Origin of the sequence: Streptomyces sp. YIM 121038 (assembly GCF_006088715.1) — a bacterium.
Lineage (GTDB): Bacteria > Actinomycetota > Actinomycetes > Streptomycetales > Streptomycetaceae > Streptomyces.
This window is the reverse complement of sequence record NZ_CP030771.1, coordinates 859,943-886,463: the sequence shown is the minus strand read 5'-3', so window position 1 is coordinate 886,463 and position 26,521 is coordinate 859,943. Positions and strand designations below refer to the sequence as shown.

The 26,521-nt window shown below is 74.5% G+C and carries 27 protein-coding genes; 17 read left to right on the top strand and 10 right to left on the bottom strand.

Annotated elements, in window-relative coordinates; translation table 11 throughout:
- The first annotated feature begins 7 nt into the window (after positions 1–7).
- Positions 8–529, top strand: a complete 522-nt coding sequence (locus tag C9F11_RS03615; RefSeq protein ID WP_138957877.1) for a helix-turn-helix domain-containing protein — start codon at positions 8–10, stop codon at positions 527–529.
- Positions 530–545: 16 nt separating this feature from the next.
- Here the strand turns inward: C9F11_RS03615 and C9F11_RS03610 are convergent, their stop codons facing one another.
- Positions 546–1,019, bottom strand: coding sequence for a carboxymuconolactone decarboxylase family protein (locus C9F11_RS03610; RefSeq protein ID WP_138957876.1), 474 nt, complete (start codon positions 1,017–1,019; stop codon positions 546–548).
- 310 nt (positions 1,020–1,329) lie between these two features.
- On the opposite strand from C9F11_RS03610, the gene C9F11_RS03605 reads away from it, so the two are divergent.
- Positions 1,330–2,064 (top strand): NAD(P)H-binding protein, encoded by a 735-nt coding sequence (locus C9F11_RS03605; protein WP_138957875.1) that lies wholly within the window; start codon positions 1,330–1,332, stop codon positions 2,062–2,064.
- Between the two features lie 27 nt (positions 2,065–2,091).
- Here the strand turns inward: C9F11_RS03605 and sigJ are convergent, their stop codons facing one another.
- Complete coding sequence (gene sigJ / locus C9F11_RS03600; RefSeq protein ID WP_138966014.1) at positions 2,092–3,006, bottom strand: RNA polymerase sigma factor SigJ; 915 nt, start codon at positions 3,004–3,006, stop codon at positions 2,092–2,094.
- Positions 3,007–3,264: 258 nt separating this feature from the next.
- On the opposite strand from sigJ, the gene C9F11_RS03595 reads away from it, so the two are divergent.
- The gene (locus C9F11_RS03595; RefSeq protein ID WP_249401580.1) at positions 3,265–3,612 is read left to right on the top strand and encodes an ABC transporter permease; all 348 of its coding nucleotides are present in this window, start codon (positions 3,265–3,267) and stop codon (positions 3,610–3,612) included.
- A gap of 72 nt (positions 3,613–3,684) precedes the next feature.
- Here the strand turns inward: C9F11_RS03595 and C9F11_RS03590 are convergent, their stop codons facing one another.
- The 3 genes from C9F11_RS03590 to C9F11_RS03580 form a co-directional block, all read right to left on the bottom strand.
- On the bottom strand, positions 3,685–4,953 hold the full coding sequence (locus tag C9F11_RS03590) for a serine hydrolase domain-containing protein (protein WP_138957874.1): 1,269 nt from the start codon (positions 4,951–4,953) through the stop codon (positions 3,685–3,687).
- 209 nt (positions 4,954–5,162) lie between these two features.
- On the bottom strand, positions 5,163–5,399 hold the full coding sequence (locus C9F11_RS03585; protein WP_138957873.1) for a hypothetical protein: 237 nt from the start codon (positions 5,397–5,399) through the stop codon (positions 5,163–5,165).
- A 99-nt stretch (positions 5,400–5,498) separates the two neighbouring features.
- Positions 5,499–6,113 (bottom strand): dihydrofolate reductase family protein, encoded by a 615-nt coding sequence (locus C9F11_RS03580; RefSeq protein ID WP_138957872.1) that lies wholly within the window; start codon positions 6,111–6,113, stop codon positions 5,499–5,501.
- A gap of 202 nt (positions 6,114–6,315) precedes the next feature.
- On the opposite strand from C9F11_RS03580, the gene C9F11_RS03575 reads away from it, so the two are divergent.
- The 5 genes from C9F11_RS03575 to C9F11_RS03555 all read left to right on the top strand — a co-directional run bounded on the left by C9F11_RS03575 (position 6,316) and on the right by C9F11_RS03555 (position 9,210).
- On the top strand, positions 6,316–6,534 hold the full coding sequence (locus C9F11_RS03575; protein WP_138957871.1) for a hypothetical protein: 219 nt from the start codon (positions 6,316–6,318) through the stop codon (positions 6,532–6,534).
- Positions 6,535–7,095 (top strand): sigma-70 family RNA polymerase sigma factor, encoded by a 561-nt coding sequence (locus tag C9F11_RS03570; protein ID WP_138957870.1) that lies wholly within the window; start codon positions 6,535–6,537, stop codon positions 7,093–7,095.
- The gene (locus C9F11_RS03565) at positions 7,092–7,871 is read left to right on the top strand and encodes a sigma-70 family RNA polymerase sigma factor (protein ID WP_249401579.1); all 780 of its coding nucleotides are present in this window, start codon (positions 7,092–7,094) and stop codon (positions 7,869–7,871) included. The genes C9F11_RS03570 and C9F11_RS03565 overlap by 4 nt, the downstream gene beginning before the upstream one ends.
- A gap of 332 nt (positions 7,872–8,203) precedes the next feature.
- Entirely contained in the window at positions 8,204–8,422 is a 219-nt protein-coding gene (locus tag C9F11_RS47240; RefSeq protein ID WP_171075624.1) for a hypothetical protein, read from the top strand.
- A gap of 11 nt (positions 8,423–8,433) precedes the next feature.
- Complete coding sequence (locus tag C9F11_RS03555) at positions 8,434–9,210, top strand: helix-turn-helix transcriptional regulator (RefSeq protein WP_171075623.1); 777 nt, start codon at positions 8,434–8,436, stop codon at positions 9,208–9,210.
- On the opposite strand, the gene C9F11_RS03550 is transcribed toward C9F11_RS03555, so the two are convergent.
- A complete protein-coding gene (locus C9F11_RS03550; protein WP_138957867.1) occupies positions 9,203–10,135 on the bottom strand; it encodes a helix-turn-helix domain-containing GNAT family N-acetyltransferase in 933 nt (310 codons plus the stop codon). The genes C9F11_RS03555 and C9F11_RS03550 overlap by 8 nt on opposite strands.
- 124 nt (positions 10,136–10,259) lie before the next feature.
- Here C9F11_RS03550 and C9F11_RS03545 point away from each other — a divergent pair, with 124 nt between their 5' ends.
- Positions 10,260–10,655 (top strand): GNAT family N-acetyltransferase, encoded by a 396-nt coding sequence (locus C9F11_RS03545; RefSeq protein WP_138957866.1) that lies wholly within the window; start codon positions 10,260–10,262, stop codon positions 10,653–10,655.
- 83 nt (positions 10,656–10,738) lie between these two features.
- On the opposite strand, the gene C9F11_RS03540 is transcribed toward C9F11_RS03545, so the two are convergent.
- Positions 10,739–12,277, bottom strand: a complete 1,539-nt coding sequence (locus tag C9F11_RS03540) for an FAD-dependent oxidoreductase (protein WP_138957865.1) — start codon at positions 12,275–12,277, stop codon at positions 10,739–10,741.
- 148 nt (positions 12,278–12,425) lie between these two features.
- On the opposite strand from C9F11_RS03540, the gene C9F11_RS03535 reads away from it, so the two are divergent.
- Positions 12,426–15,734 (top strand): BTAD domain-containing putative transcriptional regulator, encoded by a 3,309-nt coding sequence (locus tag C9F11_RS03535; protein ID WP_138957864.1) that lies wholly within the window; start codon positions 12,426–12,428, stop codon positions 15,732–15,734.
- Positions 15,735–15,772: 38 nt separating this feature from the next.
- Here the strand turns inward: C9F11_RS03535 and C9F11_RS03530 are convergent, their stop codons facing one another.
- Positions 15,773–17,002 (bottom strand): sodium:proton exchanger, encoded by a 1,230-nt coding sequence (locus C9F11_RS03530; protein WP_138957863.1) that lies wholly within the window; start codon positions 17,000–17,002, stop codon positions 15,773–15,775.
- A 131-nt stretch (positions 17,003–17,133) separates the two neighbouring features.
- Between C9F11_RS03530 and C9F11_RS03525 the strand changes: the two genes are divergently transcribed.
- On the top strand, positions 17,134–18,036 hold the full coding sequence (locus tag C9F11_RS03525) for a helix-turn-helix transcriptional regulator (protein ID WP_171075622.1): 903 nt from the start codon (positions 17,134–17,136) through the stop codon (positions 18,034–18,036).
- 18 nt (positions 18,037–18,054) lie between these two features.
- Here the strand turns inward: C9F11_RS03525 and C9F11_RS03520 are convergent, their stop codons facing one another.
- The gene (locus C9F11_RS03520; RefSeq protein ID WP_138957861.1) at positions 18,055–19,086 is read right to left on the bottom strand and encodes a zinc-dependent alcohol dehydrogenase family protein; all 1,032 of its coding nucleotides are present in this window, start codon (positions 19,084–19,086) and stop codon (positions 18,055–18,057) included.
- Positions 19,087–19,278: 192 nt separating this feature from the next.
- On the opposite strand from C9F11_RS03520, the gene C9F11_RS03515 reads away from it, so the two are divergent.
- Both C9F11_RS03515 and C9F11_RS03510 read left to right on the top strand, forming a co-directional pair.
- The gene (locus tag C9F11_RS03515) at positions 19,279–20,109 is read left to right on the top strand and encodes a hypothetical protein (protein WP_212767796.1); all 831 of its coding nucleotides are present in this window, start codon (positions 19,279–19,281) and stop codon (positions 20,107–20,109) included.
- A 22-nt stretch (positions 20,110–20,131) separates the two neighbouring features.
- The gene (locus C9F11_RS03510; protein WP_212767795.1) at positions 20,132–20,959 is read left to right on the top strand and encodes a hypothetical protein; all 828 of its coding nucleotides are present in this window, start codon (positions 20,132–20,134) and stop codon (positions 20,957–20,959) included.
- Here the strand turns inward: C9F11_RS03510 and C9F11_RS03505 are convergent.
- Positions 20,917–22,959 (bottom strand): alkyl sulfatase dimerization domain-containing protein, encoded by a 2,043-nt coding sequence (locus tag C9F11_RS03505; RefSeq protein WP_138957859.1) that lies wholly within the window; start codon positions 22,957–22,959, stop codon positions 20,917–20,919. The two genes, C9F11_RS03510 and C9F11_RS03505, sit on opposite strands and share 43 nt — an antisense overlap.
- A gap of 357 nt (positions 22,960–23,316) precedes the next feature.
- Between C9F11_RS03505 and C9F11_RS03500 the strand changes: the two genes are divergently transcribed.
- The 4 genes from C9F11_RS03500 (at position 23,317) to C9F11_RS03485 (ending at position 26,424) form a co-directional block, all read left to right on the top strand.
- Positions 23,317–23,910 (top strand): TetR/AcrR family transcriptional regulator, encoded by a 594-nt coding sequence (locus C9F11_RS03500; protein ID WP_138957858.1) that lies wholly within the window; start codon positions 23,317–23,319, stop codon positions 23,908–23,910.
- Positions 23,907–24,752: an alpha/beta hydrolase gene (locus C9F11_RS03495; protein ID WP_138957857.1), complete on the top strand. Its 846-nt coding sequence runs from the start codon at positions 23,907–23,909 to the stop codon at positions 24,750–24,752. Before C9F11_RS03500 ends, C9F11_RS03495 begins: the two co-directional genes overlap by 4 nt.
- A 122-nt stretch (positions 24,753–24,874) precedes the next feature.
- Positions 24,875–25,282: a YciI family protein gene (locus tag C9F11_RS03490; RefSeq protein ID WP_138957856.1), complete on the top strand. Its 408-nt coding sequence runs from the start codon at positions 24,875–24,877 to the stop codon at positions 25,280–25,282.
- On the top strand, positions 25,279–26,424 hold the full coding sequence (locus C9F11_RS03485; RefSeq protein ID WP_138957855.1) for a DUF6596 domain-containing protein: 1,146 nt from the start codon (positions 25,279–25,281) through the stop codon (positions 26,422–26,424). The genes C9F11_RS03490 and C9F11_RS03485 overlap by 4 nt, the downstream gene beginning before the upstream one ends.
- Positions 26,425–26,521 lie beyond the last annotated feature (97 nt).

Here is a 26,521-nt window from a genome sequence, read left to right as displayed (position 1 = left end):
TGGGCGGATGAGACGGACCTCTTTCGACAGCTGGCCCTGCTCCATCGCCCGCACCGTCGACATCCTGGGCGACGGCTGGACGCTGCTGGTGCTGCGCGAGGTCTTCTACGGGGAGTCGCGCTTCGACGGCTTCATCGGGACGCTCGGCATCGCCCGCAACACCCTCACCGACCGCCTGCGGCGCCTGGAGGGCGCGGGCCTCCTGGAGCGCCGCGCCTACCAGAGCGACCCCGTCCGCCACGCGTATCTGCCGACGGACAAGGGCCGCGACTTCTTCGGTGTGCTCGCGGCGATCAACGCCTGGGGAGACCGGTGGCAGTCGGGGGAGGAAGGCGTGCCCACGGTCCTGCGCCACACGACCTGCGGTCACGACACCCGGGCCCGCGTCGTCTGCTCGTCCTGCGACGAACCCCTCCGCCACGAGGACGTGACCGTGCGCATCGGCCCCGGCTTCCCGCCCCGGCTGCTCGACGACCCGGCGGTGCGGGCCCGCTTCCCCGCCGGGGACGGCGCGGAGACCGCGGGCTGACCGCGCGTCACCCGTCTCAGTGCAGCTGACCGGGCTCGTAGCCACCGGCGGGCTGCTGGACCATGACGTTGCCCCGGTTGAAGGCGTTGATGAGCGCGATGGCGCACACCAGGGCCGCGAGCTGGTCCTCGTCGTAGTGCTTGGCGGCGTTCGCCCAGGCCTCGTCGGTGACCCCGCCCGCCGCGTCGGCGATGCGGGTGCCCTGCTCCGCGAGCTCCAGGGCGGCCCGCTCGGCGTCGGTGAACACGGTGGCCTCGCGCCAGACCGCGACCAGGTTCAGGCGCGTCGCGCTCTCCCCGGCGTGCGCGGCGTCCTTGGCGTGCATGTCCACGCAGAAGCCGCAGCCGTTGATCTGGCTGGCGCGCAGCTTCACCAGTTCCTGGGTGGCGGCGGGCAGCCCCGAATCCGCCAGGGCCCTGTCCGCCGCGACGAGGTGCCGGGCGAACGCGGTCGCGACGGCGTTGGTGAAGAAGTTCAGGCGAGCGGTCATGGTGTGCTCCTGTGTCGTCGTTGCGGTGACACACCCTTGGACGAGACGGCCCGGCCGCCTGTGACATCCGTACGTGTGACGGCCGTCTCACCCCCCGGCGGGCCCCGGGGAGGCGCTGCGTTCCGGACGGCCGTGATGTGCGGCCCGGCGCCCCGGACCCCGGCCGCCCCGCTCCGGAAAGGGCGCGTATCCGGCTGTCACAGAAACGGCCGCTGCCCTGTCCTGTTGATGTGCACACACGCACCGGGCCCACCGAGGTGCCACCCGCACCGCGGCCGGGCACGAGCCGGAGCAGCGAACGGAGACAGTCATGAAGATCGTGGTCATCGGCGGTACGGGCCTCGTCGGCTCCCAGGTGGTCGCGCTGCTGCGCGAGCGCGGCCACGAGACCGTGGCTGCCTCCCCGTCCACGGGCGTCGACACCCTCACCGGGGAGGGCCTCGTCCCGGCCCTGAAGGGCGCGGACGTGGTCGTGGACGTGTCGAACTCCCCGTCCTTCGAGGGCGGGGCGGCGCTCGACTTCTTCACGCGCGCGGCCCGCAACGTGGCCGAGGCGGAGCGGGCGGCGGGCGTCCGCCACCACGTCGCGCTCTCCATCGTCGGCGTCGACCAGGTCCCCGACTACGGCTACTACCGGGCCAAGGTCGCCCAGGAGGAAGCCGTGCGCGGCGGCGTCCCGTACAGCATCGTGCGCGCCACCCAGTTCTTCGAGTTCGTCGCCCCGGTGATGGACATGTCCACCCAGGGCGGCGAGGTGCGCCTGCCCTCGCTTCCGCTGCGCCCGATCGCCTCCGCCGACGTCGCGGCCGCCGTCGCCGACGCGGCGCAGGGCGCGCCCTCGAACGGCGTGCGCGACGTCGCGGGCCCCGAGGTCCACCGGCTCGACCGGCTCGGCGAGATCACCCTCGCGGCCAAGCCCGACGGCCGCTCCGTCGTCACCGACGAGGGCGCCGGACTGTTCGCGGGCTTCCCCGACGTGCTCACCGGCGACGGCACGGCGCACACCGCCGCCACCCGCTACGAGGACTGGCTCGCCCGGCACTGACCGGCACCGGCGGATGCCGCCCCCGCGCTACGGCCTGCCGGTGCGCGCGCGGACCGACCGCTCGTACGCCCGCAGCTTGTCGGGCGCCAGGACCCAGTACAGCCCGTCGATCCCGTCGGGCCCCACCGTGACGCTCACCAGGGCGACGGCGGCGCCGTCCTGGACGAGGAGCAGGCTGGGGCGGCCGTTGGCCTCGACCAGGGCGTACTCGGCCCCGGGGAAGAACTTCTTGGCGAAGGCGCTGATCCGCGCCACGCGTCCGGCCCCCACGACCTCAAGGCGCGCCACGCCCCGCATGCCGTTGCCGTCCGCGTAGGCGACCACGTCGGCCGACAGGACGTCCTCCAGGGCGGCGACGTCCCCGTCGCGCGCGGCGGCGACGAAGGCTTCGAGGAGCCGCCGGTGCTGGGCCGCGTCGACGGGTGCGCGGCGCCCGGCGGCCAGGTGCTTGCGGGCCCGGCTGACGACCTGCCGCGCGTTGTCCTGGCTCAGCCCCAGCATGTCCGCGATCTCGTCGTACGCGTAGCCGAACGCCTCCCGCAGCACATAGGCCGCCCGCTCCACGGGGTTCAGGCTCTGCAGGACCAGCAGCACGGCGAGCTCGACGGCCTCGCCGCGCTCCGCGCCGACCTGCGGGTCCACGCTGGTGTCCACGGGCTCCGGCAGCCACGGCCCCACATACGCCTCGCGGCGCACTCGTGCCGACTGGGCCACGTTGATCGCCAGGTGCGTGGTGACCTTCGCGAGGAACGCCCCCGGCGCGACGACCGTGTCCCGGTCGGTGCCCTGCCAGCGCACCCACGCGTCCTGGACCACGTCCTCGGCCTCGCTCACGCTGCCCAGGACGCGGTAGGCGATGCCGAAGAGCCGGGGCCGCAGCCGCTGGAACGCGTCCGCCGCCTCCGCCAGCGCGTCGTCGGGGAGTGCCCGGCGCTCGTCCATCGTGCCTCCGCAGGTGTCGACCGCCATCCCCCTCGGACGGGCCCCTTACGGCACCGGGGCGGTCCGCTCACCGCGATCCTACGGTGATCACGCGGGCGGGTCCGGGGGCCTGTTGTGTATTGGCCACGTATCAGGAAGCGCTTGATCGCCCATCGGATCCGGGCCCCTGTCGCGCTGAGGCGTCCGTACGGAGGCGGCCCGGCACAGGCCGTCCACCGCCGCCCGGAACACGTCCTCGCCCGAGAGGCCGCGGGGCCCATGGCCGACCTGTTGAACGTGGTGTACGGGATGCCGGCCATCGGCGTCGTCATCTGCGCGCTCGGCATCGTGAACACCCTGGCCATATCGGTCACCGAACGCACCCGCGAGATCGGCGCGCCGCGTGCCCTCGGCATGGACCGCGCGGGAATCCGGCGGATGATCCGCGTCGAGGCGGTCACCGTCGCCGCGTTCGGCACCGCGCGCGGCCTCGCGGCCGGCCTGTTCGGCACCTGGGCGGTCGGCTCACTGGCCAACGGGGCGCTGGAGCAGTACTCCCTGCGGCTGCCCTGGGGGACGCCGTCCCGGACCGCAGGGCGGCCGCCCCCAGCCCCCTGGAGGCCGTAGCGGAGGCTTGAAATCCGCTACGGCCCGCGGGCGGGGCGCACCCCCGCCCGCGGGCCGCTCACCCGGTGAGTGTCAGATGCGGCTATCCTCGACGGCCGGCACCCGCGGGGTGGTGTTCACGTCCGCCGAGCGCGGGGCGCGCTGGGAACTCTTCGCGGCCGGGGACGGCTTGGTGCCGCAGAAGGCCGGTTCGAGGGTGTTCGTCAGGCCCTGCGTCACCGCGCTGTTGTTGGACGCGTTGGCGAAGACCACGACCGTGCGGTCGCCCTCGCGGGAGGAGAAGGACTGCGTCTGGTAGCCCTGGACGATGCCGCCGTGGCCGTAGACCTTGCCGCAGGACAGGGCGATCTCGCGCAGGCCGAGGCCGTAGCTGACCTTCGCCGTCGGCGTCGGCAGCACGGTCGTCATCTCGCCCCGCGACTTGTCGGAGATCAGCTCGCCGGAGTCGCCGGAGAGGAGCGCGGTGAGGAAGCGGTCCATGTCGGCGGCCGAGGAGATGACGGCGCCCGCGCTGCCCACCCAGGAGCCGTTCTGCTTCGTGGAGTCGAGCAGCGGCTTGGAGCGGTCGTCGTTCGTCAGGTAGCCGGTGACGTGCGCCCCGGAGATGGTCTTCTTCGGGACGACGTAGGAGGTCTTCTTCAGGCCCAGCGGCTTGATGATCTCCTTGCGCAGCACGTTCGCGTACGTGTCGCCGGTGAGGTGCTCGATCGCCAGGCCCAGCACGACGTAGTTGGTGTTCGAGTACGAGTACTTCGTGCCCGGCGTGCTCTGCGGGCCGTGCTTGACCGAGCGCGCCACGAGGTCGGCGGGCTTGTACACGGTGTTGCGGATGCGCTTCTCGAACGCGTCGGTGGTCTCCTCGCCCGGCTGCTCGAGGAGGTCGTTGGTGTGGTCGTAGATGCCGGAGCGGTGCTGCATCACCTGGCGGACGGTCATGTTCCAGTCGGCGGGCAGGGTGCCGGCCGGGAGGTACTCGCGCACCGGCTTGTCCAGGTCGATGCGGCCCTGGTCGGCCAGGCGCAGCACGAGGGCGGCGGTGAACATCTTGGTGTTGCTGCCCACCCGGAAGCGCCACTCGCCGTTCATGGGAGTGCCGTCGAGGTTCGCCTTGCCGACGGCGACGGTCCGGTCGACGCCCGGGGTGTCGTGGTCCCGGATCACCGCGAACGCGCCGGGCGCGCCCGCCGCGACGGTGCGCTCGAGAGCGGCCTGGACCCCCGCCGCGTCCGGCACCGGCTCCGCGGCCCGGTCGGTGGCCGACGCCTGGGCCGTGCCCACCGCCGCCAGCATGACACCGGTCACGGCCACCGTGGCCGTCCGTACGAACCCGCTTCTCACCATGGGAATTCCCCCAGCCTGCCTGCGTCTCGAAATGGTCGGGGCCCGCAGGAGCCCACATGTGATCGAGATCGTATAGGGCGGAGGGAGCGGGACGTTTCTGACGCGTCGTGAGGCCGGTGTCCGTTGGCGCGGCGTTCAGCCGGGTGCGGCCCCGCGGCCGCGAAAAGGCCTCCTCACCGCACGGGTGAGGAGGCCTTCCCGCGTGCCCGTCAGCCTTCCTGCAGGCGCGAGCGCAGCAGTTTCTTGCCGAGCTCGGCGCCCTTGCGGCTGTCGGCCTGCGCCTTGCGGAACAACTCCGCGACCTCGGTGTCCTTGGCGCGCTCCGCGTCCCGGACGTACGCCTCGAGCCGCAGGGCGTTGCTCAGGCACGCCTCGACGTACCAGAGCAGGTTGTAGTCCTTGTCCCGCGTGCCGGTGACGTCACCGGTCTCGGTGCCGCTGGTCATGCCGGTCCTCCCTCATGTCGTGTACTGAGCCCGTACGCGCAGCTGGGAGACCGCCGGGTACCCGGGGAGCCCTGGTGTACACGGCCTCGTGCGGGAGGTTCAGCGGGCCGGGGCCGGGCGGTAGCGCACGTCCACGGCGGCCGAGGGGGCGTCGCCGCCGAGCAGTTCGAGGCGTACGGGGGCGCCGCCGGGGTTGTCGAACAGGCGGATCCCGTCGCCGAGCAGCACCGGCGCGACGTGCAGGGCGATCTCGTCGATCAGGCCGCGCTGGAGCAGCTGCCGGCCGATCGAGGCGGAGAGGACCTCCAGGTTCTTGCCCCCGGCGGCTTCGAGGCCGACGCGGACGGCTTCGGCGACGTCGCAGCACAGGAACGTGACGCCGTCGGCGGGCTTCGCGTCCTCCGGATGGTTCGTGAGGACGAACACCGGTCCCCGCCAGCGGCCGCCGTAGATGCCGCCGGCGTCGGGGAAGGCGTCCCAGCCGTCCCTGCCGCCGAGGACGGCGCCCGTCGTCCCGGCGTACTCGTCGACGAGGCCGGGGCGGAACGCGGTCCCCTCCATCCAGTCCACGGTGTGGTCGGGCCCCGCCACGAACCCGTCGAGGGACATCGTGAAGTGCCACAGCACCTTCCCCGCGGCGGCCTGCCGCTCCGTGCCCGTCGGCGATGACGTACCAGGGGTCCCGGCACTCCGCGGCGTCTGCGCGCTCGACATGATCGATTCCTCTCTGCAACGGCCCGTGCTTCTCTGGACCCGGCTCGCCCCCGAAACTCATCGCCGGACTCGCACGGGTTTTCCGCGCGTCGCCCGGACAGGTGGTCCCCCGGCCTCCCCTAAGCGCTTTCGAGGCCGCTCCGCTCTACGCAGTGTCGGGGTCTCCCGGCGGGTCGGGAAGAGCGGAGAGGAGAACACCACCGTGCTCACAGTGTGGGGGTGGGTGTACCTGGGCGCCGGGGCGAGCGCCGCGGTCGGGATCGTGGCGCGGGCCTACGCGTACCGGGTCCGCGAGCGGGTGCGGCGTGACACGATGACGGCCATGCTGCACGGTCTCGCACGCGGCGGCGGCTCCGCCGAGGTGACCGAACAGGACGGCGTCTCCTGGGCCGTCACGGTCCACGACGAGGAGCAGCGGTGAATGCCCGGTCAGCCGGGGCGGCCCGTCGGCGCCGCGTTCGACGCCCTGTACAGGGACCTCCGGCCGAGGCTGCTCGGCAAGGCCGCCCTGGTGTGCGGGGGCATGCCCGCGCTGGCGCACGACGCCGTCCAGGAAGCCTTCTACCAGTGCTGGCGCCGCATGAACGACCCGGACGCGGAGCCGGTGCGCGCGTGGGACGCCTGGCTCACCACCACGGTGGTCCGCGAGGCGATCGGCCTGTCCCGCCGTCACTCGGGCAGCATCCCTCTTGACGACGTCGACCGCCCCGCTCGCGCCCCCGAGCCGGCCGCGCTCATGGATGTGAAGGAGGGCTACCTCAAGGTGTGCCGGGCGATCGCGCGCCTGCCGCTGCGGCAGCGCGAAGCCGTGGCGCTGCGCCATCTCGCGGGCCTGCCCACGGCCGAGATCGCCCGGACGATGGGCATCGAGAAGTCGACCGTACGCGCCCTCCTGAGCCAGGCGCGGCGCACGCTCGCGCCGCTGTCGCAGGAGCTGCGGCGCATGGGTCTGCTTGACGGGGAGCGAGGTGGGGAGCAGTGACGCACCGCCAGAACCTTCGCCTCGCCGAACTGCCCGCCGTGCCCACGACACCGGACGAGCTGTGGCGCGCGTACAAGGCGACGGATGAGCGGCTCCTGCGTGACCAACTGATCCACTACTACATGCCGTTGGTGCGGTACGTGGCGGACCGCGTGAGCGTCGGCGCGCCCGTCCCAGCGGACCAGGCGGACCTCGTCTCCGCGGGGATGTGGGGACTCTTCGACGCGGTCCGGGGGTTCACCCTCGACCGGGGGGTCAGGTTCGAGACGTACGCGGTCCTGCGCATCCGCCGGGCGATGATCGACGAGCTGCGGACACTGCGCCGGTGGTCGCCCGCGGGCGACGCGTCGCTGGAGGAGCTCCTTGACTCCGGCGCCGAGGAACACGACCTGCTGGGTGCCGTGGCCGACGACTCCGGCGCGGCCGCCGAGGACCGCGAGCTGCTCCGGCTGCTCGCGCACGCTGTCCACGCGCTGCCGGAGCGCGAGAAGACCGTCGTCACGCTGTTCTTCTACGAAGGGCTGACGCGGGCCGAGATCGCGGGCGTGCTCGGCCTGACGGCACAGGGCGTCGACCGCCTCCACGCCGAGGCCCTCACCCAGCTGCGGGCAGCGCTCGCGGCTCCGGGCGAGGACCCTTTCGACGCGGGCGGCGACCTGGTGCGGGACATGCTCCACGAGACCGAGCAGGCCCTCTCCCGGACGGTGACCCAGACGGACACCGATGACGCGCTGGCGGCGCTGTGGCGGCGGATCGGCTCCGACGGCCAGCTGTGAGCGGGGACGTACTCAGGGGGAGGGGGCGAAGAGGCGGACCGGGGCGGCGGAGGCGGACGTACTCCTCGATGCATCAATTCCGCCGCCGTACGCCCCAGACGTTCCGGCGCACGGCATCCGCGCAGGTCGTCCGGGGCCCGGCAGGCGCGTCGGCGGCTGCCGGGCGAGGGGGCCGTCGCGCAGACGGGGCGGGGATGCATCAACTCCGGCGCGGGCCCGCATCCGGTGCCACCATGCTGCGCAACGGGCGTACGCCGTCGCCCGGTCGGGCCCCGCACCTTTGGTGTCGCGGGGCCCAGGAACATCAGCACTCCGAGATCCAGAGGAAGTTCATGGACAAGTCGCGTCGACGCCTGCCGTGTGTCGTTCCCACGCCCCCGGCCCGGCCCACCGGCGAGCAGACCGTCATCGTCGTCGTGGTCCTCGTCCTCGGGGCCGCGCTCGCCCTCGCCGGACTGCCCGTCGTCGTGATCGCCGAAGCGCTGACGGCCGCGGGCCTGGTCGCCGCCCAGCTGGCCCGGCGCGCCCCGCTCGCGCCGGCCGAGCGGTGACAGGGGCGGCCGTGGGACGCCCGGAGCGGCCGGTGGCCACCGCCAACGCGTGCCTGGAGGAGCTGGCCCAGTGGCTGCGGGCCCAGCGGCACGCCGCGGGCCTGACCCACCGGGAGCTGGCGGGACGCTCCGCGCACGCCTTCTCCGACACCACGTTCTCGCGGGCCACCACCGGGACCCGGATCCCCCGCCTCCCGGTGGTGGAGGCGTACGCGCGGGCCTGCGGAGCCTCGGTCACCCACGCCCGGAGGCTGTGGCGCGCGGCCCGCTACGCCGAGCACCGGCACCGGAACCCGGGCGCGCGCGTGCCGCGTCCTGACCGCGTGTACAACAAGGGCGAGCTGATCCACGCCCTGCAACAGCTCTACTACAAGGCCGGGGCGATGCCCATGGACGAGATGGAGCACCGCGCGGGGGACCACGGCGAACTGCCGCACAGCACGGTGCGGCGCATGCTGGCGGGCACGTCCATGTTCGACCTCCAGCAGCTCTACGCGTTCCTGCACGTGTGCGACGTGACGGGCAGCGCGTGGGAACAGTGGTGCCAGGCCTGGAAGCGCGCCAAGCGCCGCTGCGAGGTGCTGCACGCGGCCGACCGAGCCCTCCGGACGCGCGCCGACGGCCACCCCGGCCCGCGCGACCGGGCCCGGCCCGCCGGAGCGCCGCGACGGTCGGCGGGGGCGCCGCGCGCGTTCCCTCCGGTGGCACTCGCCATGCCGCTGTTCCGGTCCGCGCCGGTGCCCGCGGCGGCCCGGCCGTCGCCGCGCCCGTTCGCCGGGTCTACGTGAGCCGCCGCCCGGCGGCGTCCTCCGGGGCGGGCCCGGTGACCCGCTTCTCGAACCAGTGGTGGGCGTACGGCTCGTCGTTGAAGGCGGCGACCTCGTCGAAGCCGTAGGCGCGGTACAGGCCGATCGCCGTCGTCAGGGCCTTGTTGGTGTCCAGGCGCAACCGGTCGTGGCCGTGCCGCGCGGCACGGTCCTCCAGCTCGGCCAGGAACCGGCGGGCGAGGCCGAGGCCGCGCACCCGGGGCTCCACCCACATGCGTTTGATCTCCGCGGGCGCGTCGGCGGGCAGCTTCAGACCGGCGCAGCCCACGGGCTCGCCGTGCAGCCGCGCGACGAGGAACACACCGTGGGGCGGCCGGAGTTCCCCCGCGTCGGGCAGCAGGCTGAGCGCCGGGTCGAAGCCCGTCTCGAAGCTCTCCCGCATCTCGGCGAAGTACGACGTCAGACAGGAGCGGGCGTCCGGGTGGCCGGGGTCGACGGCGTCGAGCGTGACGGTCGCGGCGGTGAGCAGACGCTCCACCTCGGCCATCGCGGCGACGAGCCTGCCGCGCTGCGCGGAGTTGAGCGGTTCCAGGAGGGTCCCGGCCAGGGTGTCGCTGTGCCGCTCCAGCAGGGCGCGCTCCGCGCGTCCCGCGGCGGTCAGCCGGGCGGTGCGGACCCGCCGGTCGCGCGGGTTCGGCCGCACGGCCACGAGCCCGTCGGCCGTGAGGGCGCGAAGCAGCCGGCTCATGTACCCGGAGTCGAGCCCGAGCCGTTCCCGCAGCCGCCGTACGTCCCGCCCGGCGTCGTCCGCACCGATCTCCCACAGCAGCCGGGCCTCCCCGATGGGCCGGTCGAGGCCCAAGTAGTGGTCGTGGAGCACGCCCACGCGTTCGGTGACGGTGCGGTTGAAGCGGCGTACTTGGGCGATCTGCGCGTCGTCAGCCATTCTCTGACTTTAGTCAGGGGCATCGGGCTTCGGCGGAGGAACGGCGAGGTTCGCAGGCGCGGCGTGGTGCGGCGCGGTGGGGCACGGTCGGGCCGTCCCGGCGGCGCATGAGAGCCTCGGCGCCATGACGATCACGTACGAATGGCGCGGTGACTTCGACAACGCGGCCGTCAACGCGCTGCACGCGCAGGGCTTCGGCCACCCGGTCCTGTACATCGACTGGCTCGGCCAGGTGCGCCGCCACAGCCTCGGCTGGGTCTGCGCGCGCGACGGCGGCGACCTGGCGGGCTTCGTGAACGTGGCGTGGGACGGCGGCGTGCACGCCTTCGTCCTGGACACGGTCGTCGCCACGGGGCGGCGGCGCTCCGGGGTCGGTGCGGGGCTCGTCGCCGAGGCCGCGCGGCGCGCCCGGGCGGCCGGGTGCGAGTGGCTGCACGTCGACTTCGACGACGGGCTGGCGCCGTTCTACTTCGACGCCTGCGGGTTCCGGCCCACGCCCGCGGGGCTCATCGCCCTGTGAGGTCCCGCGCGGCCCGGGTCTTCGGGCCGTGCGGGACGGCGTGGCACTCCGAGCGCGCCCGGGGGCCGTACCGTCTCTGGGTGTCACGACGTGCCGAACCACCTGTCGGCGGCCCGCTCGAACCCTTCGAGGTCCGCGGGGCCGAAGTCGCGCGCGCCCGCCCAGGCGATGACGCCGTCCGGCCGGACGAGGACGGCGTCCAGTCCGAGGTCGTTCCGCGCGGCCCCGGCCGCGTACCGCAGTCGGCCCCGCCTGCCCGCCGTCGCGGCACGCAGACGGCGGCCGGCGCTGAAGTCGAGCGCGACGCCCTGTCCGTCCCGCAGCAACTCGCCGAGGCGGGTGCCGTTCTCGAGACGGAACTCCGGGGCGTTGCGGCCGACCAGCGGCTGCTCGCTGCCGAGGTCGTAGCGGATCGACGTCCCCGACACCCGCTCGAACACCTGGGTCGTGCCGTCACGGGTCGCGAGCAGGTCGCGCAGCACCTCCCGGAGCGCCCAGCCGTGCGGGTCCGGCCTCATCACCGCGGCCTGGGCGCGCGTCCAGTCGAGCACCCGGGCGCCGACCGGATGCCGTTCGCGGGTGTAGGTGTCGAGGAGCCCGTCCGGCGCGTGGCCGCGCACGGTCGCCGCGAGCTTCCAGCCCAGGTTCACGGCGTCGCCGATGCCGAGGTTGAGCCCCTGGCCACCGGTGGGGGAGTGGATGTGCGCGGAGTCCCCCGCGAGCAGGACGCGCCCGCGCCGGTACGTCGTCGCCTGCATCGCCCGGTCGGTGAACGTCGAGGCGCGATGGACGGCGCCCAGCGTCACACCGGTGCCGGACACGCGCCGCAGCACCGTCTGGAGGTGCTCGGCGGTCGGCTGCCGGGTCCGGTCGTACGCGCCGCCGTCGCAGTCCATTACGCCGATGTGCTCGGGGGACAAGCGGAGGTACATGCCCTGCGGCGTCAGATGGATCCCCATGGCCAGCTCGTCGGGGTCGCTGACATCGGCGAGCATGACGTAGCCGGTGAACTGCGGTTCGGTGCCCACGAACGCGAAGCCCGCGCGGCCGCGCACCGCGCTGCGCCCGCCGTCGCAGCCGACGAGCCAGCGCGCTTCGTACCCCTGCTCGCCGGTGTGCGCGACCACGCTCCCGTCGTCCTGTACGACGTCCTCGACCGTGACGCCCCGTCTGATCTCCACACCGAGCTCGTCCGCCCGCTCGGCCAGCACCCTCTCGACCGCTTCGAGGTGCGTGAACAGGCCGTCCGCCGCGGGGCCGGGGAGCCGGAACGGCAGGGCGGCGAGGTCGACCACGGCCGGATCGAGCACCATGCCGGCGAAGTGGCCCACGCCACGGGGAGGTGACGGCTCGTCAGCGTCAGCGTCGGCGTCAGCGTCGGCGTCCTGGCCGACGGCGTCGGGGGCGCCCGACGCCGCCAGCAAGGGGAGCAGCATGCCGCGGCGGTGGAACGCCTCGGCCGACCCGGGGGACAGGCCCCGCATCCCGAGCGGGTACGCCCGCCCCGGCGAGCCCGGCTCCGGCTCCCGTTCGAGGACGAGGACGGAGCAGCCCGCGAGGCCCAGTTCGCAGGCCAGGAAGAGGCCGACCGGGCCCGCGCCCACGATCACCACGTCGTGCATGACGAAACTCCTCTGTCCGAAGCCGGTTTCGGGGACGCGCCAAGGCTCTTGAGGGCCCTTCACACGGGGCACACGCGGTGCTGACGAGCGGGCGCGGGGGCGCGGCCCTGACGTGAGGAACCGCCCGCTTGTGTGTGAGGATCGGAGGATGAACGGGGGGACGCGGCTTCGTGTCACGACGGACGCGCGGGTCCGTGCCGCGAGCGGCACGCGGCTGCGTGTCACGCTGCTCGGCGCCTTCCAGGTGCGCCGCGGCGACGCGGTCCTGCCCGTGCCGGGCGCCCGGTCGCGGGCCCTGGTCGCACGACTCGCCCTCGCGGGCGGCCACGCGGTCGGGGCGAGCGCCCTCATCGAGGCGATCTGGGCCGAGGATCCGCCGTCCGGTCCGGGCCACGCCCTGCAGGCCCTCGTGTCGCGGCTGCGCCGGACCCTCGGCTCGGCCGGTGCCGTCACCCAGCTCGCGGGCGGCTACCACCTGGCCGTGGACGCGGCCGACGTGGACGCGCTGCGCTTCGAACAGCTCGCCGGCGCGGGCCGCGACCGGCTGCGCGCCGGTGACCTGTCTGGCGCGGCGGGCCTGCTCGGCGAGGCCGTGGCGCTGTGGGGCGACCGCCCCGGCACCGAACCCGCGGCCGTCGCCGCGGTGGCGCCCGCCGTCGCGGTCCGGCTTGCCCACGCCTCGGTCGAGGCCGTCACCGACCTCGCCGACGCCGAACTGGCCCTCGGCCGGGCCGAGGCGGCCGCCGCCCGCCTCGCCGCGCTGCTCGCCGAACACCCCGTCCACGAGCGCGCCGCCGCGCTCCTGATGGACGCGCTCGCCGCCCAGGGGCGCCAGGCCGACGCCCTGGCCCTGTACGAGCGGGTCCGCGAGAGCCTGGCCGACGCCCTCGGCACCGAGCCGGGCGCCGCGTTGAGCGCACGCCACCTGTCGCTGCTGCGCGCCGAGCGGCCCGCCCCCGACGCCACCCGGATCAGGAGCGGCAACCTGCCCGCGCCGCTGACCAGCTTCATCGGCCGCGACGACGACCTGGCCCGGATCGACGCCCTGCTCGCCACCGGGCGCCTGGTGACCGTGGTCGGTCCCGGCGGCGCGGGCAAGACGCGCCTGGCGGTCGAGGCCGCCCGCCGCCACCGGCACGCCCACCCCGACGGCGTGTGGCTGATCGACCTCGCCTCCGTCACCGAGCCCGCCAAGGTCGGCGCGGCCCTGCTGGCCGCCATCGGGCTGCGCGGCTCGGCGCTGTTCGCGGCCGCGGCCGGGCTGCGCGGCCACCGGGCCGACGAACTCGACGTACTGGTCGACCAGTTGGACGGCCGCGAGAGCCTGCTCGTGGTGGACAACTGCGAGCACCTGATCGACGCCGTGGCGCACCTGGTCACGGCGCTGCTGACCCGCTGTGCCGCGCTGCGGGTCCTGGCCACGAGCCGCGCACCCCTGGCGGTCGACGGCGAGGCGCTGGTCCCGCTCGGCCCGCTCGCCCTGCCCGGGCCGCACGCGGAGGCCGAACAGGCCCGCCGGGCGCCGTCGGTGCGCCTGTTCACCGAGCGGGCGGCGGCCGTGCGGCCCGGGTTCGACGTCCACGAGGACAACCTCGACGACGTGCTGCGCGTCGTCCGCAGCCTGGACGGCCTGCCGCTCGCCCTCGAACTGGCCGCGGCCCGGCTGCGCACGCTGTCGCTGACCGGCCTGGCCGCCGGGCTCTCCGACCGGTTCCGGCTGCTCACCACCGGCAGTCGGACCGCGCTGCCCCGGCACCGCACGCTGCGCGCGGTCATCGCCTGGAGCTGGGACCTGCTCGGCCCCGACGCCCGCGCGGTCGCGGAGCGCGTCTCGGTCCTGCCCGGCGGCGTCACCCCGGCCTCGGCGGCGGCGGTCTGCGCGGGCACCCCGGTGCCCGCCGCCGAGGTCCCGGAGCTGCTCGCCGCCCTGGTCGACCGGTCGTTGCTGCACCTGGCGCCGGACACCGGCCGGTACCGGATGCTGGAGACCCTCCGCGAGTACGGCCAGGAGCGGCTGGCCGAGCAGGGCGTGCTGACCGGCGTGCGCGACCTCGCCGCGCGCTACTTCGCCGCGTGGACCGCCCACCAGGACCCGCTGCTCCGCGGCCCCGTGCAACTCGACGCGCTGCACGAGCTGCACGCCGAGTACGCCAACGTGCTCGCCGCCCTGCGCCACCTCTGCGCCACCGGCGACGCCGCGAGCGCCCTCACGCTCGCGCTGGACCTGAGCTGGTACTGGCAGATGCTCGGGCGGCACGCCGACGCGGCCTACTGGCTGGCCGAGGCGGTCGCCCTGCCGGTCGAGCGGCCGGACGTGCGGTGCGAAGTCGCCGAAGGGCTGCTGGTGCTCAACACCCTCGTCCCCCGGGGCGGAGAGCGGGTCGGCCACTGGCCCGATGAGCGGCGCGCGGAACTGCGGGCGCTCGTCGGCCGCCTGCTGAGCCGCCCCGAGCGCCTGAGCCGACCGGACCTGCCGGGCCTCTGCGGCGTCCTGACCGTGGTCGGCCTCGCCCCGCTCGTCGGGACCGAGGTGCCTGCCACGCTCCTCGCGGAGCTGACCGCCGCGCCCGACGCCTGGACGGCCGGGACGGCCCGTCTGCTGCGGGCCCATCTCGCCGAGAACGACGGCCGCTTCGAGGAAGTGGGCGGCGACGTGCGGGCCGCCCTGGAGTGCTTCACCCGGGCGGGCGACCGCTGGGGCCTGGCCAGGGCGCTGCCCCTGCGCGCCCTGACGCGGCAGTACGACGGTGACCTCAGCGGCGCCGTGGCCGACCTGAACGAGGCCAAACGGCTGGCCGACGCGTTCGGTTCGCTCAGCCTCACCGACGAGGTGTACGTCGACCTGCGCCTGATCGACCTGTACGTGCGGCTCGGTGAGGCCGCGCGGGCGGCTGAGACGATCGCCGTGGCCCGGGAGCGCGTGCTGCGCTCCGCGCTGCCCGGGACGGCCGTGCTGCTCGACGCGTGGGAAGCCGCTCTGTCGATAGGCACCGGAGCGCTGCCCCGACCGCGCGACCTGGCCGAGTCGATCGCCGCCGCCCGCACCGAGCGGGCCCTGTTCGACTGTGACCACGGCCAGGCGGTGCTCGGTGCCCTGCGGGGCGCGCTGTGCCTCGCGCTCGGCGACGGCCCGGGCGCCGAAGAGGCACTGGGCCGGGCGTACGCCATGGCGGTCAGCAGCCGGGACATGCCGGTCGTGGCGATCGTGGCGGTGACCGTGGCGGGCCTCGCCGCGCTGCGCGGGCGCTTCGACGAGGCCGCCGTCCTGCTCGGCGCGGCCGCCCGGCTGCGCGGCGCGCACGACCCCACCGACCCCCAGGTCGGCGCGGTGAGCGGCCGCGGCCGGGCGGAGCTCGGAGCCGAGCGCTTCGCCGAGGCGTACGAGAGCGGCTGGCGCCTGGACAGGGCCGCGGCCCTGGCCCGGGTCGATCCGGCGAGGGTGCCCCGGGACGCGTGAGGGCCTCCAGGGACGGCGTGTGCCACGGCCGTGGTCGCTCACCGGCCGCCGATCGCCCGCAGTGACGGCGCCACGTGCCGCAGCCGTGGCACGAGGAGGACGGCGGCCAGGCCCAGGTAGACGTAGGTGAGGACGAGGCGGGCGCTCTCCGCGGGAAGCAGGAACTGGGCGGCGAAGAGGCCGAACAGCGTGGCCGCCTCCCAGAGCCGGAAGCGCAGGTCCAGCAGGATGACGACGGCGAGCACCGTCTGCGCGGCCGTCAGCGCGACCTCGTCCACCTGGCGCCCCACGAGCGGCATCCCGAAGCCGCCGCCGCCGACGAGATACGCCACGGGCAGCAGCCCGACGAGCAGCGTCCACTGGTTGACCTTGCTGGAGAGCAGCGCCCCGAGCCCGTCGTCCGCCCGCAGCCGCCAGGCGAAGACGACCGCGACGATCAGCTCGGGCGCCTCGGTGGCGAGCGGCGCGACCCACTGCACCAGCAGGAACCGGTCGACGCCCAGGGAACCGCCCGCCGAGATCAGCGAGGTCGCGAAGGGCTCGGCGGCGGCGAAGACGACCGCGGCCGCCGCCGTGAACAGCGCCGTGGTCGTCAGCCTGCGCCGGCGCCGGGGGAGCCGGGCGAGCCGCGCGGGCACGCCCGTGAACTCCTCTTCCTCACCGGGGCCCGAGCGGGCGACGCGCCACAGGTAGAAGCCGTACCAGGGGATGATGAGCAGCGGCACGTACCAGGCGATCTGCCGCGTCAGGGGCAGGACGAACGCGAACACGGCGGCCACGGCGAGGAAGCCGATGTCCACGCGCCGGTGCGCGCCGAGCGTGGTGCTCGCGACGGCCGGGCGGGCCCCGCTCCTGCGGGCGGCCAGATAGCCCGCGAGGGCGACCAGGGGCCAGCCCACGCCGATCAGGAGCCGGTTGGCGCCGGTCATGTTCGCCGCCGCGTACGCCGCGTTGGCGGGGTCGCTGCCGCCGGTGTACGCGAAGTACAGGTCCACGGCGTACTCCGGCAGGACGGCGATGAAGGCGAGGAGCGCCAGGGCGAGCGCGCCGGAGATGTCGGCGCGCGCGGTCTCCGCGGCCCACATCAGGAGCACGGCGGCGGCGAGCACGCCCAGGCCGAAGACCAGCATGCCCACGGCGGGGCCGGGCTCGGCCCCGCCGAGCCGCAGCACGACGGCCGGGGCCGCGGCGAGGGCGGCCAGCAGGAGGCGGCCGCGCACGGCGGGTGCCCGGGGCGGGGCGGAGGGAGTGGGCGAGGTCAGGGTCATCGCGGCCTCCGTGGGCGATGCCAGGGGGAAGGCGTTCGGCCGTCCTCCCGTTGCGGGGCCGGAGGGCTTTCCGGCACCCCTCCACACTCGCTGCGCCCCACCCGGAACACGAGGTATCTTCGGGAGCAGTCATGGTCAAAAACGGACAACCGTCTGCGGCGCCGATCAGCGACATCAGCTATCGCAACCCGCACTGCCCGGCCCTCGGCATCGACGTGCGGACCCTCGCCGAGGAGCGCGAGCACGCCCCTGACCAGGGCAGCGGCGGGCCGCAGCGCCTTGACTTCCACCTGCTCGTCCTGGTCACGCGCGGGCACGGCACTCACATGGTCGATTTCGTCGGCCACGACTGCCGCCCCGGCACCCTGCTGTGGATCAGGCCCGGTCAGGTCCACGCCTACGCCCGTGAGCCGGGGCTCGGCGCCCGCCTCGTGCTGTTCACGCCCGACTTCCCGCCGCCCCTGCGGATCGGACCCCTCCTCGACGACCCTTTCGCGCCCGCGCACTGGCGCGCGCGAGGCCCCGACCTCAGGGACCTCACGCGCCTCACCGACCTGCTGGGCACCGCCCACGACGCGTACGAGACGGGGCCGCGCGGCCTCGGCACCGATCTGCTGCGCCACACCCTGGCGGCGCTGCTCCTGCGGATCGCGCTGCTCCCGGAGCCGGAGGGCGAGCCCGCCCCGGTCGGCCCCGGCGAACTGTTCGGCCGGTTCCGTACGGCCGTGGAGGAGGGCTTCGCCGCCGAACGCTCGGTGGCGGTGTACGCCGACCGGCTCGCCACCACCCCCAAGACCCTCACACGGGCCTGCCTCGCCGCGACCGGACGGCCCGCGAAGGCCGTCATCGACGCGCGCGTGGCCCTTGAGGCCAAGCGGCTCCTGGTCCACACCGACCTGAGCGCCGCCGCGATCGGGCGCCGCCTGGGCTTCGACGAGGCGGCGAACTTCGGGAAGTTCTTCCGGCGGACGACGGGGTGGACGCCGGGGGACTTCCGGACGGCACCCCCGGGCGGGGCGGTGCGCGGCGGCTAGGCCCCTCCGCGGAACCGCTCAGACGACAGCGCCGTCGCCGTCCGTGTGTGTCCCCACGGCGTGTGCCCCCACGGTCACCACGATCTTGCCCACCTGTCGGCCCGCCTCCATGTAGCGGTGCGCGTCGGCGATCTCCTCCAGGGGGAAGGTGCGGTCGACCACGGGCTCGAACGCGCCGGTGGCGAGGCCGGAGGCGACGAACGCCTCGGCGCGGCGCAGCCGTTCGGGCACGGTGGTCACCTCGTGCAGGGTGTAGGTGCGGATGTTCAGCGCGGGCATGCCGAGGTCGAAGCCGGGATACGGGGTGACCTCGCCGCTCAGCGCCCCGTACAGGAAGAGCGTGCCACCGGGGGCGACGGCCTTCGCCAGGTCCACCACGCCCGGACCGGCGACGGCGTCGAAGACGAACTCGGCGCCCCGGCCGCCCGTCAGCGCGCGCACCCGCTCGACGACGTCCTCCTCCTCGGTGACGACGACAGCCGCGGCACCCGCCTTGAGCAGTGCCTCCTTCTTGGCGCCGGTGCGGGTGGTGGCGATGGGCACGGCTCCCACCCTGCGGGCAGTCCGGATCGCGGCGAGGCCCACGCTGCTGGAGGCCGCGGTCAGGACGACCGTGTCCCCGGCGCGCATCCCCCCGACCTCCACCAGAGCCCCGTACGCCGTCAGATAGGGCATCCAGACCGCCGCGCCCGCGACCGCGTCGAGGCCCTCGGGGCGGTGCAGCAGCGCGGCCGCCGGGACGAGCGCGCGCTCGGCGTAGTCGTTCATCGAGAAGGCGGGCACCACGCTGACCGCGTCGCCGGTCCGAAAGCCCGTCACCCCGGCGCCGACGGCCTCGACCACTCCCGCCGCCTCCGCGCCGAGCCGTGCGGGGAACTCCCTGGCCGTCTCGATGTAGTGGCCGCCGCGGAACAGCACCTCGGCGCGGTTGAGCCCGATCGCGTCCACGCGGATCAGCACCTCACCGGCGCCGGGCGCACCGACCGCCACGTCCTCGATCCGCAGCACATCAGCCCCGCCGTACTCGTGGAACCGCACCGTCCTGGCCATCACGCGCCGTCCTTCCCCCAGTTGGGGCACCGCGCCGTGCGGCACCGTGGATCACCCAAGCCGAAAGTACGACGACTGTCAAACTTCGATGGTCGTCGTACTACGTGAACGCCCTCCGCTGCCCCCGCCCCCCGGCTAGCATCGTCGCCGACGGCGCCGATCGGCAGGTGGGAGCGGGGGATGCGGGGCGGCATGCGCTATCGGGCCGAGCGGATCGCGCTGGCCGTGATGGCCGGGGCGGGCATCGTGGTGGTGCTCGCCGATCTGCTGGGCTGGCTGGACAAGTTGGCGCCGGGGAGCACCCTGCCCAAGGTCACCCTGCTCATCCTGAGCACCGTCACGCTCTTCCTGCTCCTGGAGTTCGACCGGCTCAAGGTGCTCGACGACGTGCACGCGCAGCTGTCCAAGCTCGACATCGACGCCCTCGCGCAGGAGTTGAGGCAGCGGCACTACGCCGGTGTGGTGCGGGTGCACGAGCGGTTCCCCGACGACCGGTTCGCCACGCTCGTGGACGGCGCGACGCGCGAGGTGACCATCCTGCAGACGTGGATACCGAACCTCGACGAGTTCGACCGCGGGCTGCGCAAGGCCATCGTGGAGCGCCAGGTGCGGGTGCGCGTCCTGCTCCTGCACCCGTCGTCGCCGGTGGCCGGGTTGCGCAGCGAGGCCCTGCGCACGGTGCGGGACCCCGCCCGCGACGGAGACGTCAGGGCCAACATCGAGCAGTGCCTGTCCACCCTCGCCTCCCTGGTGCACGACGCGGGCGACGAGGACCGCGCCCGCCTCGAAGTGCGCGTGTACAACTCCCTGCCGTCCGTCGCCGTCTACAAAGCCGACGAGCACTACCTGGTGAGCTCGTTCCTGCACGGACGGCTCGCGATCCGCTCCACCCAGATGGAGATCGAGGGCTGCGCCACCGTGATGGGCAGGGAGGTGCAGCGGGAGGTGGACACGCTCTGGAGCATCGGCTGCGCCGTGGACATGAGCGACTGGCGCGGATCCGTCGGAAGGATCAACCTGTGACCCGGGAAGAGAGAGCACGGCCATGCAGCGACAGAACGGATCGGACCGACGTGACGGACGTGCCGGGGCGGCGGCCGTGACCGGCGTGCTCGGCGCGCCGGGCGCCGCGGGCGGGCTCGACCGCCTCGACGCCTTCGAGGACGCCCTGGTCGAGCGGTTCGACCGGCACCCGGTGCTCGCGAACATCGCGCTCCTTCCGGACGACGCCTTCGCCGAGGTCCTGCTGCAACGCCGCTTCGTGTCCCTCGCCTTCACCCCGTGCTACGACCTGGCCATCGACCTCCTCAGCGACGAGGTGAGCCTGCGGATCGCCCGGGTCATCCTGCGCGAGGAGTACCCCGACAGCCACGGCCACACCCGCTCGCACCGCGAGGACATGACCGAGGACCTGCGCCAACTGGGCATCCCGCAGCGGAGAATCGTCACGTCGAAGCCCTCCGCGACGACCCGCAAGGTCATCCTCGACTCCCTCGACATGATCGCCGAGGCGGGCGCCGAGCCGGACGCCGACGTGCGGATGCTGACGCTCCTGCGCTTCTGGGGCGAGATCCTGGTGTCCGTCGAGTACGGACGCCTGTGGGAACGCATGGGGCCCCTGCTCACCCGGGACGGCGAGAACCGCTCGCGCTTCTACTACCCGCACCACTCGCACGACGCGAAGGCCAACCCGCTCGCCCGGGTCTCCCTGCTCTCCACCACCCACGCCGACCGCCTCGGCCGCCGCCTGAGCGAACTGCTCGCCCGCGAGCCCTCGGCCGACGGCTTCCAGGAGATGGAGGAGCGCTCCCTGCGGCTCAAGACGGACTTCTACGACCAGTTCCTGCCCGCCCTCGGGGGGACCGGCGCCTGACGCGGCACGGCCGGGGCCGCGAGCGGGAACCCCGGGTCCGGAGCCGTGACGTACGCGAACACCGCCTCCGCGTACGGCAGCTGATCCGTCGAGCCGAGCGTGATCTCGCCCCTGCCGACCGCCGCGGTGAAGTTGCGCCGGAAGTCCGGGCCGTCGAGGCACAAGTCGTCGAGGACGGCCCGGGAGAGTGTGATCGTCGCCTGCGGGGTGCCCGCGAGGCGGTCCCTGCCCGGCACGTGGATCAGTACGCCGTGGCGCAGCGTGGTGGTGCACTCCTGCTCGGGGGCGCCGGTGACGCGCCACCGCAGGACGAGGGGGGAGCGCTGTTCGTCGGCGGCCCGGGGGCCGTCGAGGCGGCGGGCCAGCGCGGCGAAGTACTGTTCGACGCTGAGGCTCCCGATGAGGTCGGCGGTGGCCGGGCGGGCGTACTGCCGCACGCCGACGGCGAGTTCGCGGGCGCCGCTGAGGCAGAGGTTGCGCCACGTGCCGCTCTCCGCGCCGTAGCCCAGCTGGCTGAGCGCCTTGGTCTGGAGCCGTCTGGCCGGGCCGCTCCGCTCGGGGCAGCCGAAGATGACGTGGTTGAGCAGCTCGGCGGCCCAGCGCGGATCGCCCTGTTGATAGGCCTTGCGTGCCGCGCTCACCACGGCGTCGGGCCCGCCGATCACCTCCACGTACCGGCGGCCCGCCTCGGCCTGCGGATACGTCCACAGGTGCGCCGGGTTGCCGTCGAACCAGCCCAGGTAGTGCTGGTGGACGGCCTTCGCGTCCTGGCCGACCGGGCCGTGGCGGCCGCGCGTGTACCAGTGGTCCGCGAGGACGGCGGGCAGCCGCAGCTCCTCGGCGATCTCCGGGCCGTTCCTGCCCCCGTTGATCAGCCGTAGCGTCTGGTCGTTCAGGTACGCGTACACGTCGCGCTGGACGCTCAGGAACTCGGTGATCCTCTCCCGGCCCCACAGCGGCCAGTGGTGCGAGGCGAAGGCGACCTCCGTGTGCCCCGCGAAGCTCTGCACGGCCTCGGTGAGGCGGCGCGACCAGGTGTGGGCGTCGCGCACCCGCCCGCCGGGCCGGGCGTGCGCCGCGCTGTCCGCCATGCACAGGGCCTTGAACTGCGGGAAGTAGAGGTTCATGGCCGCCGGTTCGGTGGCGCCCCGGTCCCGCTGGATGACGATCCGGACGCCGCCCACGACCTGCCGGTACAGGCCCGGCCGCCAGGGGATGACGTCCTCGCCCGACCACTGCTCGCGCGGCACGGGCCCGTGGTCGGCGTCGCCCACGCTGACGGTGGGCGGGATCAGCGTCACCTCACCGGTGGAGACGGTCAGGCCGAGTCCCGAACCGGCCTGACCGTACGGGTTCTTGTCGAGCCCGGCGGCGTACGTGTACGTGGCGCGGCGCGCCACGGCCGGGCCCGCGCCCAGCTGCTCCCCGGTCACGTGCTCCAGGAAGCCGTCGGGAGCGATGACCGGGATGTCGGGCACCTCCCCGCCGCGCTCGTGGAAGAGGCCGCGCACGCCGCCGAAGTGGTCGACGTCGCTGTGGGTGTAGAGGACGCCGACGACGGGCTTCCGGCTGCCCGTGGTGTCGCGGTAGAGCTTGAGGGCGTGCTGCGCGGTCTCGTAGCTGGCCAGCGGGTCGAGCACGACGATGCCCGCGTCGCCCTCGACGATCGTCATGTTCGAGAGGTCGTAGCCGCGCACCTGGTAGAGGGCGTGCTCGGGCGTGCGCGTCACCAGGAAGAGACCGGCGATGGCGGCGAGTTGGCCCCGGCGCCACACGTGCGCGTTGACCGAGGGCGGGGGCGTGTCGCTGCGGTGCAGGAACGCGGAGCCGGCGAAGTCCCACACCGGCGCGCCGCCGGGGGTGCGGGCCGGGACGGCGGGCAGGGGCGGGATCGCCAGATGGCCGCGCGTGGCGTCCTCGAAGTCGTCCGCGTCCTGCCGGACGCCCTGTGCGCGGTTCGCTTCCGCGACGGACGAGGACACCTCGACGGGCTGGGGCATGCGGCTGCCTCCTCGGGGTTGGGGGTGAGGGCGTGGCGCGCGTACGGACGTCGGCGCGGGGCGCGCCCCGTAGGCGAAGGACGCTAGTCAGATTCCTGAACGGTGAGCAAGGGGTTGATCGCTGAGCGTGAGCGAGCGGCGGTGACTCTGGCTGGAAGGCGCCCCGCCGGGCCGGTCGGGCGGGGCGTGCCGCCGCGCCCCGGGATCCGCCGGGCGCAAGGCGCGGGCGCGGGCTTCCCGGCGGACCGCGGGCCCGCCCCTGGCCGGTGCGAGGCGGGCCGGAAAGGGAAGGCTTTCCGTTTGCCATCCTAGGGGTCCTAGGTTAAAACTAGGATCCCTAGGAAAGCGGGAGGGCGCATGGTGCGGGCCGGGCTCACGGCGGAGTCGGTGACGAGGGCGGGCGCGGAGCTCGCGGACGAGGTCGGCCTCGACCGCGTGACGATGTCGCAGGTCGCGCGGCGGCTCGGGGTGAAGGACGCGAGCCTGTACGGGCACGTCCGCGGCCTGGAGGACCTGCGCGGCCGCATCGCGCTCCTCGCGGCGGACGAGAAGACCCTCCGCATCGCGGAGGCGACCGTGGGACGGTCCGGCAAGGACGCCCTGGTCGCGTTCGCCAACGCCTGGCGGGAGTACGCCCACGCGCACCCGGGCCGCTACACGGCGACGCAGACCCCGATCCCCATCGACCCCGAACTGGCCGCCCGGGCCGCGGGACCGCGCCGCGCCGTCGAGCTGACGTACGGCATGCTGCGCGGCTACGGCCTGGCCGAGCCCGATCTGACCGACGCGGTCCGCGTGCTGCGCAGCACCTTCCACGGCTTCGTCGCCCTGGAGGCCGCGGGCGCCTTCGCGCACGAGCGGTCGCCGCAGCGGACCTGGGAGCGCGCCCTCGACGCCCTGCACACCCTCCTGGAGCACTGGCCCCCGTCCCGAGAAGGAGACCCCCGATGACCGGACCGACCACCGGCAGCCTGCGCGTGCCCGGCGCGACCCTGCACTACGAAGTGCGCGGCCGGGGCCCGCTCCTGCTGCTCATCCCCGGCGGGTCGGGCGGCGCGGCCGCCTTCGACGGCGTCGCGGACGACCTGGCCGCCGACCACACCGTCGCCACCTACGACCCGCGCGGCCTGTCCCGCAGCCCGCTGGACGACCCCGGCGCCGCGCAGCACGTGGCCGAGCACGCCGACGACGCGTACCGGCTCCTCGAACGCCTTTCGCCCGCCGGGCCCGCCCGGGTCTTCGGCGCCAGCTCGGGGGCGATCGCGGCCCTGCACCTGCTCGGCACCCACCCCGAGCGCGTTGAACGCCTCGTGGCGCACGAGCCGCCGCTGGTGGAGCTCCTGCCCGACGCGGCCGAGCACCGCGCCCTCGTCGCCCGCGTACAGGAGACCTTCCACGCGGAGGGGCTGAGGGCGGCCATGACCGTGTTCGCCGCCGGGCTCACGCGGGGCGCCACCGCCGCGCGGGAGGCCGCGCCCCAGGCGCCGCCCGCACTGCCGCCCCGGGCGGCGGCGCGGGCCGAACGGACGATGGCCGACCTGCCGTACTTCGTCACGCGCGTCGTGCCGCCGTTCATGTCCCACACCCCGGACGTCGACCGGCTGCGCGCGCTGGCGGACCGCCTCGTGCTCGCGGGCGGCCAGGACTCGCACGGCGAACTGCCCCACCGCGCGACCGCCCGCCTGGCCGAGCGCCTGGGCACCGGCCTGCTGAGCTTCCCCGGCGGGCACACGGGCCTGACCACGCACCCCCGCGCGTTCGGCGAAGCCCTGCGCAAGGCGTTCCACGGCTAGCCCGCGGAGGCTGTGAAATCCGTCGGAAGAACTTCGCGGGGGGATGTCGAGAACCCGTGTGCGGCTCCGTCCCAGGAGCGGAACACGGCCACAATGGGCCGTACCTCACCAAGGAGCTCACGATGGCGAAGTACCTGCTGCTCAAGCACTACCGGGGCGCCCCGGCGTCGGTCAACGACGTGCCCATGGACCAGTGGGAGCCGGACGAGGTCACCGCCCACGTGCGGTACATGAACGACTTCGCCGCCCGCCTGGAGAAGACCGGTGAGTTCGTCGACAGCCAGGCGCTCTCCCCGCAGGGCACGTTCGTCCGCTACGACGGCGAGGGCCGCCCGCCGGTCACCGACGGCCCGTTCGCGGAGACGAAGGACCTGATCGCCGGGTGGATGATGATCGACGTGGAAACGTACGACCGGGCGGTCGAACTGGCCGGTGAGCTGTCCGCCGCTCCGGGCGCGGGCGGCGAGCCGATCCACGAGTGGCTGGAGCTGCGCCCCGTCTACGGCGAGCACTGCCCGACCGCCGAGTGAACGAGTCGCTGCTGCGCGACCTCGTGCCCGAGGTGATCGGTGTCCTCGTCCGCCGCGGGGCCGACTTCGCGGCGGCCGAGGACGCCGTGCAGGAGGCCCTGGTCGAGGCCGTGCGGGGGTGGCCGGCCGGGGAGCCGCGGGACCCCAAGGGCTGGCTGGTCACGGTGGCCTGGCGCAAGTTCCTCGACGCCGTGCGCGCCGACACCTCGCGGCGGCGGCGCGAGGAGCGCGTCGAGGCCGAGCCCGCGCCCGGACCGGGCGCGGGGGTGGACGACACGCTCCAGCTGTACTTCCTGTGCGCGCACCCGTCCCTGACCCCGGCCTCGGCCGTCGCGCTCACGCTGCGCGCGGTCGGCGGCCTCACCACCCGGCAGATCGCCCGGGCGTACCTGGTGCCCGAGGCGACCATGGCCCAGCGCATCAGCAGGGCCAAACGGACCGTCTCCGGCGTCCGTCTCGACAGGCCCGGCGACGTCGCCACGGTGCTGCGCGTGCTCTACCTGGTCTTCAACGAGGGCTACTCCGGCGACGTCGACCTCGCCGCCGAGGCGATCCGGCTCACGCGCCAACTGGCGGCCAGGACCCACCACGAGGAGGTCGCGGGCCTGCTGGCGCTCATGCTGCTCCACCACGCCCGGCGCGCGGCGCGGACCGGCCCCGACGGCAGCCTCGTACCGCTCGCCGAGCAGGACCGCGGCCGGTGGGACACCTCGCTCATCGCCGAGGGCATCGCCATCCTCCAGGAGGCCCTCGCCCGCGACCGCCTGGGCGAGTTCCAGGCCCAGGCGGCCATCGCCGCGCTGCACGCCGACGCCCGGGCCGCCGAGGAGACCGACTGGGTGCAGATCGTCGAGTGGTACGACGAACTGGTGCGCCTCACCGACAGTCCCGTGGTCCGCCTCAACCGGGCCGTCGCGGTGGGCGAGGCCGACGGCCCGCGGGCGGGCCTCGCCGCCCTGGCGGAGCTCGACCCCGCCCTGCCCCGGCACACCGCCGTCGCGGCGTATCTGCACGAGCGCGACGGCGACCCGGTGACCGCCGCACGGCTCTACGCCGAAGCCGCCCGCTCGGCCCCCACCCTGCCCGAACGCGACCACCTCACGCGCCAGGCGGCCCGGCTCAACTCGCGGCTGCGCGGCTGACACCGCGCGCCCCCGGCGAATTTCGGTTGACGCGCCCGGCCCCGGAGCGTTCGGATGTCCTGCGCGTCCGCACGCCCCCGCGCACGTTGAGGAACCC